Raw genomic sequence first — 19,848 nt, 5'->3', positions numbered from 1 at the left:
CACGGGGACCACCCCGATATTTGGGCTAACAGTGGTAAATGGATAACTTGCGACCACAGCCTGCCCTGCAGTAAGGGCATTGAAGATAGTGGACTTGCCGACATTGGGCAGCCCGACAATGCCGCAGCTAAACCCCAAGATTTATTCTCCCTATTTTTTTAATTATTAGAAGCATTTAAAGGGTTAATTTGAGGGAAGGGCCGAGCCAGATACCCGGAATTTTAGTGCCGCAGAAGGCGCAGGCCCCGTCTTTCATCTTGACCTCGCCGATCATATAGCCCCGGCGAGGGATGATCAGTTTGCCGCAGTTATGGCAGTAGGTATTCTCCGCCGGGTTTTCCCGGACGTTGCCGATATAGACGTATTTCAGACCCGCTTCCAGGGCCGTTTGCCGGGCCCGTTCCAAGGTGGCCACCGGCGTCGGGAAATGGTTGCGCATCTTATATAAAGGATAAAAGCGGGAAAAATGCAGGGGGGTGAGCGGCCCCAGTTCGTCCCGAATCCAGATGCACATCTTTTTTAAATCCTTGGGGTCATCATTAAACTGGGGAATGATCAGATTGACTAGCTCCAGATGAACCTGACGGCGGCGCAAAGTCTTTAAGCTAGCCAACACCGGGGCCAAACTGCCGCCCACTAAATTGCGGTAAAAGTCATCGGTGAAGGCCTTGAGGTCGATGCAGGCCGCATCCAGGTACTCGCAGAGGGCTTCCAGGGGCTTGGGGTTGATGTAGCCCGCCGAATGGCAGACATTGAGAATACCGACCTGGCGGGCCAGGCGTCCCACCTCCAGCATGTATTCATAAAAAATGATCGGCTCCACATAGGTATGGGCAATGGAGGGGCAGTTGGTCTCTTGCGCCGCCTTAACGATTGCCTCGGGGGGGAAGTCGAAATTATAAGTATCCTCCGGACGTACTTGAGAGATTTCCCAATTCTGGCAGAACTTGCAATGCAGGTTGCAGCCCGCGGTAGCAATGGAGTAGGAGGCGCTGCCAGGCAGGATGTGAAACAGAGGTTTTTTCTCGATAGGGTCGATATGCACGGCGCAGGGGTTTCCATAGGCCAAGGTATAGTACCGGCCGCCCCGATTCTCCCGCACCCCGCATTCGCCCCGTTCGCCGTCCAGCACTTCGCAATTATGGGGGCAAAGCTCGCAGCGCACCATGCCATCCGGCAAGGGGGTGAAATAGGAGGCTGGCCGGGGGCGGATAAACCCATAACGGACCTGCTGACCAATTGCCGGTACGGACAGCACCGGAAGCGCCAGGGCCACCAGGCCCAGAGCCCCGGCCCTGATAAATTGGCGGCGGCTGCAGTTCCAGGTACTCCACTCGCTAGGCCATTTTTCCATGCTTAATTCCAGATTTCGAGTTAAAAGGGGCAAACCCGGTGAAGAAATTGGCATTAAAAAAATTGTAACATTTATCTTCTGGCTTTACCATAATTTTCCACCCCTTAAGGGTTCCCCCAGGGGAAGCTCCATCGAAATTATAGTGATCGCTTGATTATGTTATGGGAGGTTCGTAGAGGGTGATAGCGGTAATGGAAGGATGACCACCAACCTACCAGCGGAGCAAGCCAGACCGGAGAGGAGATTAGGCCGTTCATAGCCCTGACCAGGTCTCAAAGGATAAGATTTAGAAAGATTAACACAAGACTTGAGGGAGGGCACCGATTTCAGGTGCCATTAATGCGGTTGCGCAGCACCCCAGAGGTTTTAAAGACCACGACGTTGCGGGCGCGCAACATCAGGTCCTGTCTGGTCTGGGGGTTACGTCCCCGGCGGGCGTTCTTGCGCCGCACCGAGAACTTACCGAAGCCACTGATCAGCAGGTCCTCTTCCCGGGCCAGGGTCTCTTTCATGATCTCCAGCACCCGCTCTACCGCGGCCCGGGCTTCCTGTTTACTGAGCCCTATCTGGTTGTGGACATTATTGATAATCTTCTCCTTGGTCAAGGCCATGCTCATTCCTCCTCTGTTAGGCTCAGCCGGTCAGCGGCTTGGATTACAGTGGCGTATCTCGCAAGTTATTATTGTTAAAATAAAAATTCCTGTCAAGCTTTTTATCCGTTTTGAGTTAAGATAAATTTTCTTTTATTTAAGCAGGTTCCGGGCCCCTGGAGGGCGATACCCCTGTTCCACCCCGAAGCGGGTGAGTTTCTCCACCTCCGCCGCAGGCAGAGGTTGCACCTTGCCTAACTGACGGGCAGTAACCATGATTAAAGCAGCATGTTCCAGCTTTTCCATCCGATTATAGGCCTCCATCAGGCTGCGGCCCACAGTCAGGCCGCCATGATGAGCCAGCACCATGGCATCATAGCTGCGAATCAGTTCCTCAATGGATTGGGAGACCGCCATAGTCCCGGGAGTGGCATAGGCCGCGGTGGGAATGGCCCCTAAGGTAATGATTACCTCGGGGAGCACTCCCACATCTAGGGAAACCCCAGCAATGGAACAGGCCGTGGCCAGGGGCGGGTGAGCATGGACGACCGCGGCGATATCCGGCCGCAGGCGGTAGGCAGTCAGATGCATCTGAATTTCCGAAGTGGGTTGGCCCTTTCCCTGTATAACCTTGCCAGTCCGATCAATGGTCAATATCTCGCCCGCCTGGATAAAGCCTTTGTTGCGGCCGCTGGCTGTAATAAGCAACCGATCGTCTGAAAGCCGCGCACTGATGTTGCCATCGGTGGCCGCCACCAAATTCTTGCGGTGCATGAGATGGCAGATGCGCACCATTTCCTGTTTTAATTGTGTCTCACGTTCTAGCAATTCGCTCCCCTACCCTTCTCTCTTGACCCTCAGGTCAAAGCATTTTTTGAACCAGGTCCAGCGCCTCCTGGCGGGTATGAATCCGACCCTCCAAACAGGCCTCTTCCACGGCCTCGAGCAGTAGGCGGAATTGTGGTCCCGGGGTCAGATGAAATTTTCGGATCAGGTCATTCCCGTTAATCAATCGGGGCCGATGTTCCAGCGGCTCCAGGCGTTCTTTCAGAAACTGGTAGGCCGAGATGCAAAAGTCGGCCAGGAAAGATTCGGCATCCGGCGGTTTGAGCGGTCCCTGACCGGCCAGACTGTCGGCCATGGCCAGGGCAAAGAGGCCAGGCAGATCGGGCCGGGCCGCCTTCACCAACCGCCCCAAGGCCCGCCAGGTCAACCCTCCTTCTCGAAATATCGGCAATAGGAGAAAAGGCCGCATGTGCAGTTCGATGAGCCGCACCACGGTACGCAATTCCTCCTGACTGAAGCGCAACCTGAGGGCGATCTGGGTAAATATTTCGGCCCCTACCCGTTCATGGTGATAAAAAGTAAAGCGTTCCGGATTGTCCCGGCGTTCCCGGGTCTGAGGTTTGCCCAGATCATGGAACAGCGCGGCCAACTTGAGCAGCACTGCCTTCTTATCCTGGCTGGCGTAGTCAGTAATTACCTGTGCCAGGTCAGGAAACCAATTTTGGGGATCCAGGAGCACCTGTTCCATAAAATCTACCGTCAGCATCGAGTGCTGGAAGACATCCAGGTGATGGTAGCCGTTTTGCTCTACCCCTTTCATGTCCTCCAGTTCTGGGAAAATCTGGGATAGCAACCCGGCCTGATTCATCCCTTCCAGAGTAGGAAAGGCCCGCTTTACAGCCAATAGCTGAAAGAGCTCCTGGTGGATGCGTTCTCCGGCCACCCGGCGAAATTCTTCCCGGTAACGGCGTATCGCCGCCCAGGTCTCAGGAGTCAGAGCTAAGCCATGGGTAGCAGCAAAACGAAACGCCCGCAACATTCGCAGCGGGTCATCGTGGAAGTTTTCTGCCGCCAAAATCTGCAAGCGCCCGACTCTTAGATCCTCCCTTCCGCCCCAGGGGTCCAGCCACTCCAGCTGGCCTTCACGCATCAGAGGAATTAACGCAATGGCCATGGCATTGATGGTAAAATCCCGTTTATGCAGGTCGGCCACCAGGTCCGGGGCCCGGAATTCGGCAAAATCAAGGTCCTGGCTCTGATAGACTACCCGGGCGGTGCGTTCCTTGGAGTCGAGCCTGACAAAAGTGCCCCCCAGCCTATCAGCCAGAGCCGCGGCCAGTTCCAGAACCTGGCGATTGACCGCCAGGTCCAGATCCGGGGCCTCCCGGCCTCGGGCCAGCTCCCGCACCGTGCCCCCGACCAGGTAAACTTCCAGTTGCCAGGCTTCGGCTAGGTGGGCCAGAACTTGCAAACCGGTATGCTGTTGTAATTTTCTAATAACCCGATGAACTTCCGCCGGTGGCGGCAATTGTGCTTGCATGTTGATATAATGCCCTCGCTGGATGCAAATGTCACCAGAAATCAACATTTAGTATAAATCATTTACCTGGACTCGGCAAAATCGAAGCTTTAGGGTATAATTGGAGTGAGACTCGAGCCCAACCATAGACAGCCTTGCTGTCCATTAACTTGGCAACCTAGCAAAACAAGTTTTATGGCCGAAAAACCACCCCGGACCATCTTTGTCTGTCAGAGCTGCGGTTATAAGGCCCCGAAATGGCTGGGCAAATGCCCTGACTGCGGGGCCTGGAATTCCCTGGTCGAAGAATTACTGATTCCTGCCGCCGGCGCAGGAGATTTATCATCGTTGGGACCCGAGAGCAGCCCGGTGCCGCTGGTCAGCCTGACCAGTACTGCCGAAGACCGCCAACTCTGTGGGGTGGCAGAGTTTGATCGGGCTTTAGGGGGCGGCGTAGTACCCGGCTCGGTGACACTCCTGGGCGGCGATCCCGGCATTGGCAAATCCACCCTGATGCTCCAGGTGCTGGATAGCCTTTGTGGTTCTCAAGGTCGGGGTTTATACGTCTCCGGGGAGGAATCCAGCGCTCAACTCAAGCTCCGGGCCGATCGGCTGGGGATCACTGCGCCCGGACTGCTGGTCGCCACCGAGACCTGCCTGGAGAATATTTATAAGATGGTAGAGGCAGTCAACCCGGATTATCTGGTCTTGGACTCCATTCAAACCCTTTACACTGCCACCCTGCCCGCGGCCCCTGGCTCCATCAGCCAGGTTCGGGAGACTGCTTTCCGCTTGGTACAACTGGCCAAAAGCAGTGGCCGCCCGATCTTCCTGATCGGCCATGTTACCAAGGAAGGGGCCATTGCCGGGCCTAAACTGCTGGAGCATATGGTGGATACAGTGCTCTACTTTGAAGGGGACCGGGGCCATGCCTTTCGCCTTTTGCGCACCGTTAAAAATCGCTTCGGACCTACTCAAGAATTGGGGGTTTTTGAGATGCGGGAATCCGGGCTGTCGGAAGTGACCAACCCTTCTGAACTTTTTCTCTCGGAGCGCTCCCTGGAAACCCCAGGTTCGGTGGTGGTGCCCTGCGTAGAAGGTTCCCGGCCCATCCTTGTAGAACTGCAGGCCCTGGTCACCCCCTCCAGCCTGGCCCTGCCCCGCCGTCAGGCCATGGGCGTGGATCCGGGCCGGGTGTCGCTACTGGTGGCGGTTCTGGAAAAGCGGGTGGGACTGGCCTTGGGCGGCCAGGATCTATTTGTCAATGCCGCCGGCGGGGTACGGCTGACTGAGCCAGCTGTAGATCTGGGCATCATCGCCGCTCTGGCCTCTTCTTTTCTGGACCGGCCGCTACCGGCTGATACCCTGGTCTTTGGAGAAGTCGGGCTGACCGGCGAGGTGCGGACCGTCGGCCAGGCCGAGCTGCGCCTTAAGGAAGGCAATAAATTAGGGTTTCGCCGCGTCGTGTTGGCCCGGGGGCACCAAGCCCGGCTGCCTGCCTTACCTGGTCTGCAATTGCTGGAAGTCGCCGATGTCGCCCAAGCCTTGCGGACCCTGTTTCCCTCTACCCCACGCCCTCAAGCCGGGTAAAGCAGATATTGCTGTCGCAGATTTAGATATTCTTGTAACTCTGCCTGCCAGCTGCTTTCCAGGTCGGAGACCGCCCTGCCCTCCTCCAGCCCCTCCCGGATCGCCGGATCGCCGGTCAGTAGATCAAAAGGCCGACGGTCATACTCATACTCGTAGGGCGGCGGGCGCCAGGCAAACTGTTCCGGATACAATTCCCGGATTGCTGCAAGCAGGGTCAGGGTAGTATAATATGGCTTAAAGCTCTGCCGATCGGTGACATGGAGCTGAAAACCGTGGCAGACTGCTCCGGCCCACTTGTGGAAAGTAGGCTGAAAACAGGCGGCTCTAAGCACCACCCCGGGCAGGGGCGATCCTGCCAGCCGGGCGGAGACCTCTGTCGGGTCAATAAAGGGAGCCCCGAATAGCTCAAAAGGCCGAGTGGTGCCGCGGCCTTCAGAGAGATTGGTGCCCTCCAGCAGCACTTGGCCGGGGTAAACCAGGGCCGTATCCAAGCTAGGCAGATTGGGGGAAGGAAGTACCCAGGGCAGGCCGGTAGCATCAAAATACTGGGCCCGGCTCCAGCCCTGGGTCGGGATAATAGTCAGGTCACAACCAAGCTGCTGAGTCTGGTTATAATAACCGGCCAGTTCTCCCAGGGTCAGCCCATGGCGCATGGGCAGCGGATAAGGCCCGACCAATGACGCCATTTCCGGTTTAAGTAGATTGCCTTCGACCTGATGGCCGCCGATCGGGTTGGGACGGTCCAGGATGATTACTTGCTTGCCTTGTTGGGCGGCTGCCTGCATGGCATAGACCATGGTGGTGGCAAAGGTATACACCCGGGTGCCAACGTCGGGGAGATCGATGAGCAGGACATCGATCAACTCCAGCATCCCCGGAGCCGGGGCCAGCCGCTCGCCGTAAAGGCTGAAAACCGGAAGGCCCTGCCGAGGCTCGATAAAATCCGCCGAGGCTACCATGTTATCCTGCTTTTCACCCCCAAAGCCATGTTGGGGGCCAAACAGGGCGGTGAGTTGGCCAGGAAATCGCTCGGCAATCAGATCGGAGGCGGGTTGATAGACAGGGCCGACGGTGGCCTGGTTGCCCAGCAACCCCAAGCGACTTTGGGCCAGCCAGGCCGGGGGTTGGTCTAGCAACACCTCCAGGCCGGTTTTAACGCGCATTGCTCAGTAGAGTGATCCAACCAGAGCTATCCAATTAGAACTCCATCTGCTCTTTTTTCACCACCGGGCGTACCATTAACACCACATCGTGGGTCATGCCATCTTTGCGGATAAAATAGTCATCCAGAGTGCACTTGATCTCAAAATCCTTGGCCCGGAAGGCCTTTACCACCTTTTTATGGTCGGTAATGATCTCCGCTTTAAGGAGATGTAGATTTAATTTCCCGGCCAGGTTAATCAATTCATCCAGCATCAACGACCCCAGACCCAGATTTCGATAAGGCCGCGACACAAAGATGCGAATTTCGCCGATGTGTTTGGCGGCGTGTTTGCCCCGATGCAGGGTAGCATCGGCAACCAGCTGATCCCCTTCCAAATTTACGGCCACCAAGGGCAGGACCTTCCGATAATTGATGTGATCTATCCAATAATTGATCAGCTTCAGGTCCTTAACATCCTGTTTCAAAAAGCGGGTGTCCTCCTCCGGCGCTTCCTGAAACAGCCGGATAAGATTTTCTCGATCCTGCTGGTTCAAAAACCTTAGCATCACCCGTTGCCCGTTTTGCAGGGTGACAAACTTCCGGTAAGTGTTGTAATTGATCATCCTGGCCTCTTCAAGAAAGGAATTTTGCTATTTCCTAATCATAGCCCATCGTCAGGCATTGTCAAGGCATGAAGGGCTGGGCAGACCTGAGGATCAATTCAAACAGTCATCAGCAGATTTTACCTTTGCCTTGGCCCCGTAAAAATACATTATCAGCCGTTCCCAAAAGCTTTGGCATTAACAGCAATTCTGAGTGGTTGGGCGCAATCAACGCTACTTTTGAGCGTTAGATGTGGTCACTTTTTCAGTCGATATAGGGCTATGGGGCTTGGTGAGCAGTCTGGTGACTATGAAGCCAACCACAAAACCTATTACCATGGTCGTAATTGTAAGAATTATTTGGGACATAGTGATTTCCCAAAGTAGCACTTTTAGTGTTACTACCTGGGTATTCTGAAACAAAATTATCAAGCCCAACAATATCGCAACTAAAATGGCAATGGTTTTGTATTTCATAGTATCACCTCTGTTTAGTTATTATTTATAATCTCAGCTTAGTCACCATAACAATGAAGTAAATAAGCATCCAGACAACTTAAGAATAGGTTATTAGTTAACAGAAAAAATCATAGCGTTAACTTTGAGATCTTGACGGCATTGGTAAACAGAGTGGAATTGGGAATAAGGATTATATTATTTTCGAATTGGAGAGTAGTATAACGGAAATCGATCTGCATAACCTTACCCTCAAAGCCCGCTATAGCAATATCGGCAACCCGCTTGAAAGGACGGTAGATAAGAATCAGCGCTCCAAAAATCAACAAAATAATTTTACTCAGAGATTCAGTCAACCCTGAAACCTCCTTATTGACCTCAGACTTGGCCCCTAGGTGCTGGATAACCCTTGAGGCCAAATCTCCCATTTTTTACCCCCCAGACCGTTTATGGACCTGTAACCTTGACGCCATTGGTCCAGTGGCGTTTTCAAGTGTTGAAAAGTTTACCCCAATCCTCTAACGAGTTAAAGGATTTTAAGAAAAATTATTTCTTAAACCAACGGCGGCGATTTTTGTGATCAGCAGAATCTGTTGAATTCTCAATTAGATATAACTGCTAAGGCCATTTATTACTTGGGTCCGAAAAAAATCAGATATACCGGGATAGATAAATGGCCAGCACCAGGATCACCAGCAGGGTAGCCCAGATAATAATGGCCCAGCGAGTGGTCCGCTGGGCGATCCCCACCTCCCACCAGGATAGCGGACGGATCCCCTGAGCCAAAAAGGTTACTACCCCGGCCAGGTTAACACAGATGATGTTGGTCAAGAGCAACAGCATCGCCCCTAGGGCTAATTGAAAATGTCCGGAGCCGATCAACAGCCCCAGAGTCACCACCGGCGGCAGTAGAGCCACCGCCACCATTACCCCGATCAGGATAGTCGGAACCCCGGTGGTAAAGGCCAGTGCGCCGGCGCTGCCAGAGGCTAACGCCAGGGCCATATCTCCCAAACCGATATAAGTCCGGGAAGCAATTTCGGGAATATTCGGGTTAACCTGTAATATCAGTCCGAGCAGCATCGACAGCAACAGTGGGGTGAGCAAGCCGATTACATTTGCCTTGATAGAGGTCTGGGCCAGATTAGTGTCTCCCAGAGTGGTAGCCAGGGATAAGGAGACGTTGGGACCAAGTAAGGGAGCGATCACCATTGCGCCGATGACTACCGCCACATTGTTGTTCAGAATACCGATGGCCGCGACGATGGCCGATAAGGTTACCATCACCAGGTATACCCTGGTTAGTTTTACGCTATGGCTGATCTGGACATACAATTCCTCCCGGCTGACCCGCCCGGTTCGGTTCTGGCCCGGGGTGACGGACTCTTTTTTAGCTATAAATTCTTCAGTGGTTTCAATCCTTGGAATGGCAGCCGTTACCGGGAGGAGTACGATCCGGAAGCCATCCAACATGCCATAATACTTTTCCAACCGGTCAATTAAGGCTTCGGTATCTTCAACTTGCGCCAGAATTTTAAAATATGCCTGATTGGCGGAGATGGTATCATGCCAGACATCGATTACACTATACTCGGCGAGTAACTCCTCGGCTTCTTCCAGGTGCTCAGCAGGTAACACCATTTCTATCAGACGCAGGGGCATTGCAGTAACTCGAAATTTATTCTTTCTTAATATTCAAAGGACAATGACTTTCTAAGCCGCTAATTGCCCCCTTCATCTTCTTATAGCTCAAACAACCCAAGAGAACCAAGATTATGCTGATCGGGATAAAAATCCAGCCCAACCATTCCAGCCAGACGGAATTAAAAAACTGAATGAACGTCACCCCCGCAGCGAATAGGGTCAGCGCCGTCCGCAGGAAGGAAAGGAAAGTCCGCTCATTGGCCAGCACTGTGCGTTCCACTGCCAGGCAATCACGGACCGGTATTTCTTTTTCCACCTGTTTAAGCTCTCCTTGACTCGGCATTTTATCTCCAACTGCTAAATAATGTGGTCAGCAGCTTGGCATTAAATTCACTAGCTTCGAAAGCATGGTTTGGGCAGAACAAGCCGACACATTCTCCAACTATGCCACATCAAGCCTAGTTTAACTTGACAACCTGATATTGGCAATGGTATTTACCGCGGCAGAGTCTCAAAATCAATTGTCAGGAGAATTTTATCCAAGGAGGAGGTTGATATTTAGACTTGCCCTCTATTTCTAAATGGCTTCGGGGGGCTACTGGGCGAACTCTCGGGTTGGGTCTCCTGACCTTTTTTTTGATCGCGCCCCTGAGCTTTCTGCCCTGGGGACAGTTTTTAGAAAATTTGATCCTGGACTTCTGTTACCAGTGGCGTTCCCCTTTACCTCCACCCTCGAACCTTCTCGTTGTTGGCATTGATGAGGCCTCCTTCCAGGAGTTAGGGCAGTCCTGGCCTTGGCCTCGGCGCCTCCATGCCACGCTGATTCAACGGCTAAACGCGGCCGGGGCTGGCCTGATCGTCTTTGATATCCTCTTTGCTGACCCCACCACTCCAGAAGATGACCAATTGCTAGCTGCGGCCATCCGCCAGGCCGGCAATGTAGTCCTGGGAGAAACCATCGAGGTCACCCGCGACCCCCGTTTTAATCGCCGGATTATGGTACAGCCTCTGGAGCCTTTTCGCCGGGCCGCCACCGGAGTGGGATTGGAGATGATTACTCCAGACCCTGACGGAGTGGTACGCCATTTTCAGCTCCGGATAGGAAACCGGAAAACTTTGTCAGCGGTGGCAACTCAATCTTATCAACCCCAACGGTCCCTGTCCCCGGAGCTTACCGGGCTGATTAATTATGTCGGCCCTCCCCGTAGCCTTGATACAGTGTCTTTTTATCAGGTGTTGGACCCCGATCATCCCTTGCCCGCGGAGCGAATCCGGGGCCGCATCGTCTTGGTCGGCCGGATGCTGGAGGCCTCGGTCACCCCGCAGGCTCAGGCCGATGCCTTTTATACACCTTATTTTTCACTTACCGGCCAACTGATGTCCGGAGTGGAAATCCATGGACAGATCATCCATACCCTCCTGAGCGGCCAGTGGGGGCGGGAGTTGTCGGCCTCCGGCCGGGTATGGTTCTATCTGGTAATTTTGTTAATTTCCGCCTATCTGTTGGCGCGATTCCCTCCGCTGGCCGGATTAGGGGTCTTAATCGCGCTCTGCGCTTTGATCCTGGGCGGTTCAATCTATCTATTTTTATACCAGACCTACTTTGTTCCACCCCTGCTCTTAACTTTCGGGGCAGCGATTATTTATACCGCTAATGCCCTGTGCCATTATCTGGTGGTAGCTAAAGAAAAACGCTGGTTGCGACAAGCATTTTCCCGTTATTTATCTGATTCCCTTATAGAAGTGATCAGCTCTCACCCCGACCGCTTGCGTTTAGGCGGAGAGGAGGTTGAGGTTACAGTATTGTTCTCTGACCTGGCCGGATTCACCAGCATCTCGGAAGGAATGCCCCCCAGTGCCTTGATTGAGTTATTAAACGAACACTTTTCCACCATGACCGAGATCATTTTAACTCATCATGGGACCCTGGATAAATATATTGGTGATGCTATTATGGCCCTCTGGGGCGCACCCCTACCGATCCCCAACCACGCCAGCCTTGCCTGTGAGGCAGCTTTGGAAATGCACCGGGCGATGCAAAAGCTTCAGGAGGTCTGGGAATCCCGCGGCCTGCCCCGGTTGAGTTGCCGGATGGGACTGCACTCTGGACTGGTGATTGCAGGTAATGTCGGTTCCCGGAGACGTTTCAACTATACAGTTATGGGGGACACCGTTAATTTGGCTTCCAGACTGGAAGGGGTAAATAAGGTATATGGAACTGAAATTCTGTTGAGCGAAGCCACATATCGGCAGGTAGCCCACCGCTTCCTGATCCGGGAAGTGGATCTGATCCTGGTCAAAGGTCGAAGCCACCCCACGGCCATCTACGAACTACTGGATTACCGCGCTGAGGAGGAACCGGAGTGGCTGTTGATTTTTGCTTCCGGCCGGGCTGCCTATCGCCATGGCCAGTGGGCTTTGGCGCAAAAGTGCTTTCAGGAAGTGCTCCGCCTCAAACCAACAGATTCGCCCACCATGGTTTATTTAGAGCGCTGCCAGCAATATCAGCACCTGCCCCCGCCCCCGGACTGGCAGGGAGTTTTTGTTCTGGACAGTAAATAAAAGACCTCTGTCCTCCTACCCTCCCCATCTTTTTCAGGACAAATTTTACATCTTTCCTTAAAAATCTTCTTTTGCCGGGACAGACCTATATTCCGCCTCTGAATTAGGACCCGCCGACTGATCGCCCTAAAGTAACATGATAAGTTAGGAAAAATGAATCTAGAAATTAATCAAGACGGCTTAAGCCTGCCGGATCTTAGTCAGTTTCCAGGATTGGTGACAATTGCCACTCGGTCGGACAAAAGTCCAGGATTCGTCGAATTTCACCGGTTCCGAGTCACTGCCGGCAATCACTTGGGAAGTTTTGGTATCTACAACATAGTCTAACAGATTGGCCAGGAACCTGATAGTGACATATTCCAGCTCATGCTCCTGCCAGACCTTTTGAATTTCCACTTGGTGCAGGGTGATATTTTCCAGGCGATTAATCTGGCCTCTGGCCTTCATGATCTCCAGATCATGATTTAGAACCATGAACAGATATTCGTCAATCAGAGGTTGCATCGAAGATAAATCTTGCTGCATCCAGGCCCCCTGCACCTTAAAGAAAATATCTTGGGCCATCCCTTTGACAGCCTCCGGGTCTAACTGGTCCTCCTGATCCTGACTCGCCGCCGGGGCGGCCTCGGTTTCGTTCTCCTCTTGTTCGGCCGCGTTGTCGGCCGATCCACAAGACGTCGGATCAGGAACTAGAGCCTGGCCGTCTGTTGCCTCATTTTGCAAACCTTTCTGCCATCTTCGTATAAGCAGCCGATATCCCATGTAGAGCAACCCGCCGATCAGAGAGATATCCAAAAATCCGATGGATGATCCGTCTTCAAGCACTGCGCTGCTGGCATGGCTAAAGCCGCCAAACAGCAAGGAACCCAAAAATCCTCCTAACAGACCTCCGGCCAGGCCTCGCCCCAAACTGCCAGAGGCTGGACCGGCTCCTTTCGACTCGCCTTGAACCCTGTTAGTTTGATAAGATGATTGCTTCGTTTGGGATCTCTTTGTAGAGGCGGAACTTATGGTAGAACGTGGGGGTGAATAACTACGGGAACCCCGGAAGTTCCTAGAACGGCCTCTGCCAGATTGGGCCTGGCCCAGATCAATGCTTAACATAGAGAACCACAGCAGTCCCACAGCAAACCGGCTAAGACCAATAGAGTTTTGTTTTTATTCATGCCCTTCTTTTAATGTTATAGTCAGATATATGGGTTTATTCTCTAAAACCCTTATCGGAATCTGACCCCAATTCTTTAAGCAAAATTCTTGATTGGTCGGCAAAATCGTCAGACTGCTTTCAAGATCACCCTTTTGAACCGTCGCTTGCCGACCTGCACCAGGTAAGTCTGTCCGATCGGTAATTCCACATTGTCATCGGTGATTTTTTCGCCGTTCACCTGGACCCCTCCCTGGAGCACCAGGCGGCGGCCTTCAGAAGTGCTGCTGGCCAGACCGGCCTGTTGAAGCAACCGGGGCAGCCAAAGAGTCGGCTCAGCTAAAGGCATGGTAATCTCTTCAATCTTTTCGGGGAGCTTTTTTTCGCGGAAAATGGCGGCAAATTCCTTGGCGGCGTGATCGGCCGCGGCCTGTCCGTGAAAACGGGCGACGATTTCTTTGGCCAGCTCTTCTTTGGCCTGGCGGGGGTGCAGATTGCCCTTCTCCAGAGCCTGCCGCATGGCGTCCAGTTCTAATTGGGAGCGATCGCTCAAAAGTTCATAATAACGCAGCATCAGGGTATCGGAGATGGACATCAGTTTGCCGAATATCTCCTGCGGTGGCTCGTCAATACCCACGTAATTATGGAGCGATTTGCTCATTTTGTTGACCCCGTCCAGACCCTCCAACAGCGGCAGGGTAATAATCACCTGCGGTTCCTGACCATATTCCCGCTGCAACTCACGGCCCACCAAAAGATTAAACTTCTGATCGGTGCCGCCTAATTCCACATCCGCCTGCAGGGCCACAGAATCGTAACCCTGGATCAGAGGATAGAGAAATTCGTGAATGCCGATGGGAATATGATTAATAAAGCGCTGGTGAAAATCATCCCGCTCCAGCATCCGGGCGACGGTGTGTTTGCCGGCCAGGAAGATCAACTCCTGGGCCGACATATGCTGCATCCAGCGGCTGTTAAAGTCGATAGTGGTCTTTTCCGGGTCCAGGATTTTAAAAATCTGGCGCTCATAGGTCAAAGCGTTTTCCCTGACCTCGACTTCAGTGAGGGGAGGACGGGTCTCGCTCTTGCCGGAGGGATCGCCGATCATGCCGGTAAAATCGCCGATGAGGAAGATCACCCGATGTCCCAAGTCTTGAAAATGTTTGAGCTTTTGAATCAGCACCGTGTGTCCCAGATGTAAATCGGGGGCGGTCGGATCAAACCCGGCCTTGACCCGCAAAGGTTGTCCACTGGTTAAGGATCGGGCTAACTTGCTTTCCAGCTCCTCTTCCCGCAAGATCTCCTGAGTTCCCCGCCGGATCAGGGCCAGTTGTTCTGCCACTGTCATCTGAGTCGTGCACTCCTTATGGTTACAATTTAGTAAAAGCGATAGCATATCAATTTCAGGTTTAGCCCTGAAGTCGTAATTTGCCCTTTCCATGTGCGGTTACTTCCCCGACCCAGGCCGCCGCCGTTACCCCCGCCTGTTTTAAGCGCTCTAGGAGAATATCAGCCTGATCGGGGGCCACGGCAATCATTAGGCCGCCGTTGGTCTGGGCGTCACTTAAGATGTCCACCAGCAGGGGGTCGATCCCTGGGGCGATCTCTAGGCACGATTCACAGAAACGGCGATTGGCATGGCTGCCGGCAGGTACCAGCCCGAGTGCGGCATATTCCAGGGCCGGGGCCAGAATCGGCACCTGGGCGGCATAAAACGTCAGCTCCACCCGGCTAGCCACTGCCATCTCCAGGCCATGCCCGAGCAAGCCGAAGCCGGTGATATCGGTGAGGGCGTGGACCGCCAGGCCCTCCAGACATTCCGCCGCCGTTTTGTTGAGGGCCAACATGACCTCAATCATGGCGGCTTCCGCCTCCGGAGAGGCCAGCCGCCCCTTCAGAGCAGTGGAGATGATGCCGGTACCCAACGGTTTGGTCAGGATTAATTGATCCCCGGGGCGTGCTCCGGCGTTAGTCAACACCCGGTCCGGATGCACCACCCCGGTGGCCGCCAAGCCATATTTGAGTTCCGGGTCTTCGACACTGTGGCCGCCGAGCAGCAGCGCTCCGGCCTCATGGATTTTATCCAGCCCCCCGGCCAGGATGGCCTGAAGGTCCCCGGGGGGCACTGTCTGCCGCGGGTAACAGACAATGTTCAGGGCGGTGATCGGCCGCCCTCCCATGGCATAAATATCGCTCAGGGCATTGGCCGCCGCAATCTGGCCAAAAGTATAAGGATCATTGACGATCGGCGTAAAAAAATCCACCGTCTGGATCAGGGCGAGCTCCGGCGTCAACCGGAGGACGCCGGCATCATCGGCCCATTCCAGACCTACCAACAGATCCGGATGGGCCTGCAGGGGCAAGCTTTTCAAGATTTCCTCCAATTCCCCGGGAGGAACCTTGGCAGCTCAGCCCGCCGCCCGCACCTGTTCTAGCAGAGGCCGTTTGCCTTTATCAGTCATCATTGCCTTTTTATTACAACGGACAAAATAAATCACTTGGGGCCAGGGGCCGCCCCGCCCTCTCTTTGAAATAATCTTCCCAACGATCCACAATAAAAGCTATGGCCGTTACTAAAATCCTAGCCAGCGTACTTCCCGGTCTTTGCGGGGCGGCACTGGGGGCGATTTGGCCGGATAGCCGATCGGAGTGATGGCCAGCAATTGGCGATCTTCTTTTCCCAAAAAAGACAGCAACTCATTCTCGACATACAGCACCCCGGTCATCCAGCAGGTCCCCAGACCCTCGGCCTCGGCCGCCAACAGCAGATTCTGCATCAGGGCCGCGCCACTCTGGATGATGGCCATACGATGCATGGGGTCTTCTTCCCGCCACACGGTGACCGCAATCACCACCGGCGCCCCGCCCAGATTCTTAAAAAACTGGGCCGTGAATTTTTGCTGCTTTTCGGTAAACAGCTTTTTGAGCAAGGGCATAACATGATCAATCGACTTGGCGCACAGCAACACAAACTGATCCCGAATAGCGCCAGCCATTACCGTTATTTCCCACGGCTGTAAATTAGTTCCCGAAGGGGCCCATAACCCCGCTTCAATCACCCGGTCCAAGACTTCCCGGGGAATAGCGTCCGGCTTATAGAGCCGATGGCTGCGGCGATTTTTAATGGCCTCGTATAGTTCCATTTTTTCCCCTCCTCAGAGGTGCTTAGGCTTTTGGGGCGATTATCCCACTCCAGGCAAGATTCTTGATGACCCGGTAATTTTACTCCTGAATCCTTAATCAGAAAGTTGTCCAAGATTTTAGCAATTGAATATAACATTATGTGATTCGGAAATCTTTAAAAATCAGCGCCTCCAGATCCGCTTGACCGGTTGACATTCCATAATCAATGTTTATTTTAACAAGGACTTTACCGAACTGCATCGGCTTAGAGCTTGGAGTAAAAAACTTTTCAGATCTGAACTTTTAAATATGGAGGAAGAATAATGGCCTACGAGGGACATGGTGAACCTTTTGAGAAGCTGACCCCCAAGACCAGAGACCTGCGTCGGGCGATCTTATCGCTGATGGAAGAACTGGAAGCGGTAGAGTTGTACCAGGAACGGGTTGACGCTACCGAGGATGAGGCGCTGCGGAAAATTCTGGCTCATAATCGGGATGAGGAAAAGGAACATGCGGCCATGATCCTGGAATGGATCCGTCGTCATGACGACCGGTTTGCCCATGAACTAAAAACCTATCTGTTTACGGAAAAAGACATTACCGAGATCGAAGAAGATTAGTCATAACCCACCATAATCTTAACTAATGGAGGCCAAATTGGAACCCAAGAAAACCATGGTATGCATGTGCGAAAACTGCGGGAGTGAAGGCGAGATGACCATTAAATGCGAGGAAGTCGTGCCCCCGGAAGCGCCGCCGACCTCAGAACCCCAGCCGCAAAAGGTTAAGCGGACCGTAGTTTGTAGCAAGTGTGGCAATGAAGCCGAAATGATTGTCGATCTGTGATCAGCCTGATATTGGTCCTCAGTCCTCAGGCAGGGTTTTATCCGCCACCATTTGGGGCATTTCCCCAACCCGAAGGCTCAGGGCCAGGAGTTGACCATTCCGGAAAACCTTAAGCTTAACCTGCTTGCCGATCGGAGTCAGGGCAGTCCGGCGTGGTAATTCATTCATCTTCTGAATCTGGTGCCCATCAAATTCCAGAATGATGTCCCCGCGCCGGACACCACCGCGGGCCGCGGCCGTCTCCGGGATGACTTCTCCCACCAAGGCCCCGCTTGGCTCCTTTAAGCCAAAAGAAGCGGCTAATTCAGGGGTCACCTCCTGAACAATGACTCCCAGAAAGCCGCGCACCACCCGGCCTTGCACTTTTAATTGGTCCACGATGTGACGTGCCAGGCTGCTGGGAATAGCGAAACCGATTCCCTGCCCCCGGCCATAAATAGTATTACTGATGCCTACTGCTTCGCCCCTTAGATTGACCAACGGCCCCCCGGAATTGCCCGGATTAATGGCGGCATCAGTCTGAAGAAAATCATCATAAGGGCTGACGCCAATGATGCGTCCTTTGGCACTGATAATACCTATGGTGACGGTATTTTCCAGCCCGAAAGGGTTGCCCAGAGCCAAGACCCGGTCGCCGACCTGCACTTGATCCGAATCACCCCAATCAAGATAGGAAACTTCGGGCAGAAGTTCGGTCAGCTTAAGCAAAGATAGATCGGTCGGGGCATCGCCTCCGATTAGCCGGGCCTTGACCTGCCTACCCTGCCAACTGGTCACTACCAGGTCCTGGGCTTGATGCACTAGATGGTGGTTAGTAACCACGTGTCCTTCCGAATCAATCAGAAAACCCGAGCCTTGGGTCCGCTGAGGGAAAGCAGGCGAACTGCCGAAATCCTCAAAAGGCTTGGAAAAGCCGAATAATTTGGACCAAGAAGAGGGGTGCTCCGAGGACGCCGACCCCTGGATCGCCTGGATATGAACAACAGCCGGGATCACCATGGCCACGATCTGGGCAATGGTGGTGGGAGGCTGCTTTTGGACCTGCTGGCTTATTGATTCTGTCTGCGATTCACATCCGCCTAGCAGCGACGCCACCACCAGGGTGAAGAGGAACCTGCCCAGCCGGTTAAACCTAAAATTGCCCATGGGCTTTTCCATTAATCAAGGACCGCTTGCGGGTCCCGGTACGCGTTCCCGAAGTAAATTTTTAATCTTATGACCGGAATGATTAAAACTCCCAAGGGACATCGATTTCTGCCACCGGCCCTAAAAATACCAGAGTCCAGTTTGGCAGGTGAAATAATTTATGGGCCAATTGCTGAATCTGGGCCGCGGTCACGGCTTGCAGATTGGCAATTATTTCCTCATAAGGGATAAAACAGCCCAGGTTGATTTCATTTTTCGCCAGCCGGATCATGCGATTATCATTATCTTCCGAACTCAGGAAGAGGGCTCGGCGGAAATATTCCTGGGCGGCCTGCAATTCCAGGCTGTTGACTTCCTGGTCGGCCAGTCGGTTTAATTCAAGCTTTACGGTCTTTAACAGGGCGGCAAGATTTTCCGGGCTCACCGCAGCCGTAACCGCCAGCAAACCGGTGTCGCTATAGGAAGTAAGAAAGGAATAGATGGCATAGCACAAGCCGCGCTTTTCTCGAACTTCCTGGAAAAGTCGGGAACTCATGTTCCCGCCGAGGATCAGGTTGAGGAGAACAGCGACATACCGCTCGCGATCCCCCGCGGCGGGCGCCGGCGTTCCCATACAGACATGGACCTGCTCCAGATCACGAGGGCAGCAGTGCACTCCGGGGTGGGTAACAACGGCCGTGCGCTGCCGTATTGGCCGCCCATTGTGGAAATCCTCAAAGTAGGGTCCGATCAGATCTACCAGCTCCTGGTGGTGGAGACTTCCAGCCGCAGCAATCACCAACTGTTCAGGGCGATAGGTATCTTGTCGATAATTGATTAGTGACGTCCGAGTCAGTTGGCTGACCGTCTCCACCGAGCCGGTAATTGGTCGGCCAAAGGCATTTTCTCCCCAGAATTGGCGGCTGAAAAGCTCATGGATGTACTCCTCTGGAGAATCTTCCTGGGTATGAATTTCCTGCAGGATGACTCGGCGTTCCTTTTCAAGTTCCTCAGGCTGATAGGTAGGATGCAACAAGATATCGCTTAACAGATCGATCAGCTGGGGAAGTTGGTCGGCCAGGACCTTGCCATGGAAACAGGTATTTTCCTTAGTAGTAAAGCCATTGGAACTGCCTCCCAACTGATCGATTTCCCGGGCCAGTTCGAGGGCCCCGCGGCGCGTGGTGCCTTTAAAGGCCATGTGTTCCAGGAAATGGGCTATACCATTTTCCTCGCTAGTTTCATCGCGAGACCCGGTTTTAACCCAAAGTCCCACCGATACCGATTGCGAATGAGGGATTTCCTCGGTAATCACCAGGACCTTCCCGGGCAGGACAGTCTTCTTATACACTGCTGCTTTACC

At 53.4% G+C, this 19,848-nt stretch carries 21 protein-coding genes; 4 read left to right on the top strand and 17 right to left on the bottom strand.

Translation table 11 applies throughout. The features are described from left to right. From JRG72_06930 to JRG72_06910, 5 genes are all read right to left on the bottom strand, one after another. Window positions 1-138 (bottom strand): 50S ribosome-binding GTPase (locus tag JRG72_06930; GenBank protein ID MBW2134950.1); only part of this gene is annotated, 138 nt, incomplete at its 3' end. A gap of 37 nt (window positions 139-175) precedes the next feature. Beyond that, window positions 176-1,354, bottom strand: coding sequence for an AmmeMemoRadiSam system radical SAM enzyme (gene amrS, locus JRG72_06925; protein MBW2134949.1), 1,179 nt, complete (start codon window positions 1,352-1,354; stop codon window positions 176-178). A 326-nt stretch (window positions 1,355-1,680) separates the two neighbouring features. Next, window positions 1,681-1,965 carry an integration host factor subunit alpha gene (locus JRG72_06920; GenBank protein MBW2134948.1) on the bottom strand — a complete coding sequence of 95 codons (285 nt, stop codon included), beginning with the start codon at window positions 1,963-1,965 and terminating at the stop codon, window positions 1,681-1,683. Between the two features lie 132 nt (window positions 1,966-2,097). Next, entirely contained in the window at window positions 2,098-2,772 is a 675-nt protein-coding gene (locus JRG72_06915; GenBank protein ID MBW2134947.1) for a class II aldolase/adducin family protein, read from the bottom strand. A 34-nt stretch (window positions 2,773-2,806) separates the two neighbouring features. Continuing rightward, window positions 2,807-4,318, bottom strand: a complete 1,512-nt coding sequence (locus tag JRG72_06910; GenBank protein MBW2134946.1) for an HD domain-containing protein — start codon at window positions 4,316-4,318, stop codon at window positions 2,807-2,809. A 126-nt stretch (window positions 4,319-4,444) separates the two neighbouring features. Between JRG72_06910 and radA the strand changes: the two genes are divergently transcribed. Continuing rightward, complete coding sequence (gene radA, locus JRG72_06905; GenBank protein MBW2134945.1) at window positions 4,445-5,839, top strand: DNA repair protein RadA; 1,395 nt, start codon at window positions 4,445-4,447, stop codon at window positions 5,837-5,839. On the opposite strand, the gene JRG72_06900 is transcribed toward radA, so the two are convergent. From JRG72_06900 to JRG72_06875, 6 genes are all read right to left on the bottom strand, one after another. Then, window positions 5,827-7,002: a DUF1343 domain-containing protein gene (locus tag JRG72_06900; GenBank protein MBW2134944.1), complete on the bottom strand. Its 1,176-nt coding sequence runs from the start codon at window positions 7,000-7,002 to the stop codon at window positions 5,827-5,829. The two genes, radA and JRG72_06900, sit on opposite strands and share 13 nt — an antisense overlap. Window positions 7,003-7,036: 34 nt before the next feature. Beyond that, window positions 7,037-7,606, bottom strand: a complete 570-nt coding sequence (locus JRG72_06895; GenBank protein ID MBW2134943.1) for a GNAT family N-acetyltransferase — start codon at window positions 7,604-7,606, stop codon at window positions 7,037-7,039. A gap of 213 nt (window positions 7,607-7,819) precedes the next feature. Then, window positions 7,820-8,062: a LapA family protein gene (locus JRG72_06890; protein MBW2134942.1), complete on the bottom strand. Its 243-nt coding sequence runs from the start codon at window positions 8,060-8,062 to the stop codon at window positions 7,820-7,822. Between the two features lie 110 nt (window positions 8,063-8,172). Then, entirely contained in the window at window positions 8,173-8,469 is a 297-nt protein-coding gene (locus JRG72_06885; protein ID MBW2134941.1) for a mechanosensitive ion channel, read from the bottom strand. 223 nt (window positions 8,470-8,692) lie between these two features. Next, window positions 8,693-9,703: a TIGR00341 family protein gene (locus tag JRG72_06880; GenBank protein MBW2134940.1), complete on the bottom strand. Its 1,011-nt coding sequence runs from the start codon at window positions 9,701-9,703 to the stop codon at window positions 8,693-8,695. Window positions 9,704-9,719: 16 nt separating this feature from the next. Then, window positions 9,720-10,028, bottom strand: coding sequence for a DUF202 domain-containing protein (locus JRG72_06875; protein MBW2134939.1), 309 nt, complete (start codon window positions 10,026-10,028; stop codon window positions 9,720-9,722). Between the two features lie 221 nt (window positions 10,029-10,249). Here JRG72_06875 and JRG72_06870 point away from each other — a divergent pair, with 221 nt between their 5' ends. After that, complete coding sequence (locus JRG72_06870) at window positions 10,250-12,247, top strand: CHASE2 domain-containing protein (protein MBW2134938.1); 1,998 nt, start codon at window positions 10,250-10,252, stop codon at window positions 12,245-12,247. 180 nt (window positions 12,248-12,427) lie between these two features. Here JRG72_06870 and JRG72_06865 read toward each other — a convergent pair whose 3' ends face one another. The 4 genes from JRG72_06865 to JRG72_06850 form a co-directional block, all read right to left on the bottom strand. Next, entirely contained in the window at window positions 12,428-13,117 is a 690-nt protein-coding gene (locus tag JRG72_06865; GenBank protein MBW2134937.1) for a TIM44-like domain-containing protein, read from the bottom strand. 404 nt (window positions 13,118-13,521) lie between these two features. Continuing rightward, on the bottom strand, window positions 13,522-14,739 hold the full coding sequence (locus JRG72_06860) for a tyrosine--tRNA ligase (protein MBW2134936.1): 1,218 nt from the start codon (window positions 14,737-14,739) through the stop codon (window positions 13,522-13,524). Window positions 14,740-14,800: 61 nt separating this feature from the next. Beyond that, entirely contained in the window at window positions 14,801-15,853 is a 1,053-nt protein-coding gene (gene selD, locus JRG72_06855) for a selenide, water dikinase SelD (GenBank protein MBW2134935.1), read from the bottom strand. A 111-nt stretch (window positions 15,854-15,964) separates the two neighbouring features. Then, the gene (locus JRG72_06850) at window positions 15,965-16,534 is read right to left on the bottom strand and encodes a nitroreductase family protein (GenBank protein ID MBW2134934.1); all 570 of its coding nucleotides are present in this window, start codon (window positions 16,532-16,534) and stop codon (window positions 15,965-15,967) included. Window positions 16,535-16,837: 303 nt separating this feature from the next. Here JRG72_06850 and JRG72_06845 point away from each other — a divergent pair, with 303 nt between their 5' ends. Together JRG72_06845 and JRG72_06840 are read left to right on the top strand one after the other, a co-directional pair. Beyond that, complete coding sequence (locus JRG72_06845) at window positions 16,838-17,134, top strand: ferritin (GenBank protein MBW2134933.1); 297 nt, start codon at window positions 16,838-16,840, stop codon at window positions 17,132-17,134. A 37-nt stretch (window positions 17,135-17,171) separates the two neighbouring features. Then, window positions 17,172-17,360, top strand: a complete 189-nt coding sequence (locus tag JRG72_06840) for a hypothetical protein (GenBank protein ID MBW2134932.1) — start codon at window positions 17,172-17,174, stop codon at window positions 17,358-17,360. Between the two features lie 18 nt (window positions 17,361-17,378). On the opposite strand, the gene JRG72_06835 is transcribed toward JRG72_06840, so the two are convergent. Together JRG72_06835 and JRG72_06830 are read right to left on the bottom strand one after the other, a co-directional pair. Next, window positions 17,379-18,506 carry a trypsin-like peptidase domain-containing protein gene (locus tag JRG72_06835; protein ID MBW2134931.1) on the bottom strand — a complete coding sequence of 376 codons (1,128 nt, stop codon included), beginning with the start codon at window positions 18,504-18,506 and terminating at the stop codon, window positions 17,379-17,381. A gap of 82 nt (window positions 18,507-18,588) precedes the next feature. After that, complete coding sequence (locus JRG72_06830) at window positions 18,589-19,836, bottom strand: insulinase family protein (GenBank protein MBW2134930.1); 1,248 nt, start codon at window positions 19,834-19,836, stop codon at window positions 18,589-18,591. Between the last annotated feature and the right edge of the window lie 12 nt (window positions 19,837-19,848).

It is taken from the genome of Deltaproteobacteria bacterium (genome assembly GCA_019309545.1).
Taxonomy (GTDB): Bacteria; Desulfobacterota; Desulfobaccia; order Desulfobaccales; family Desulfobaccaceae; genus Desulfobacca_B.
Note: the sequence above shows the minus strand (reverse complement) of the source record. Positions and strands in the feature narration are given on the sequence as shown.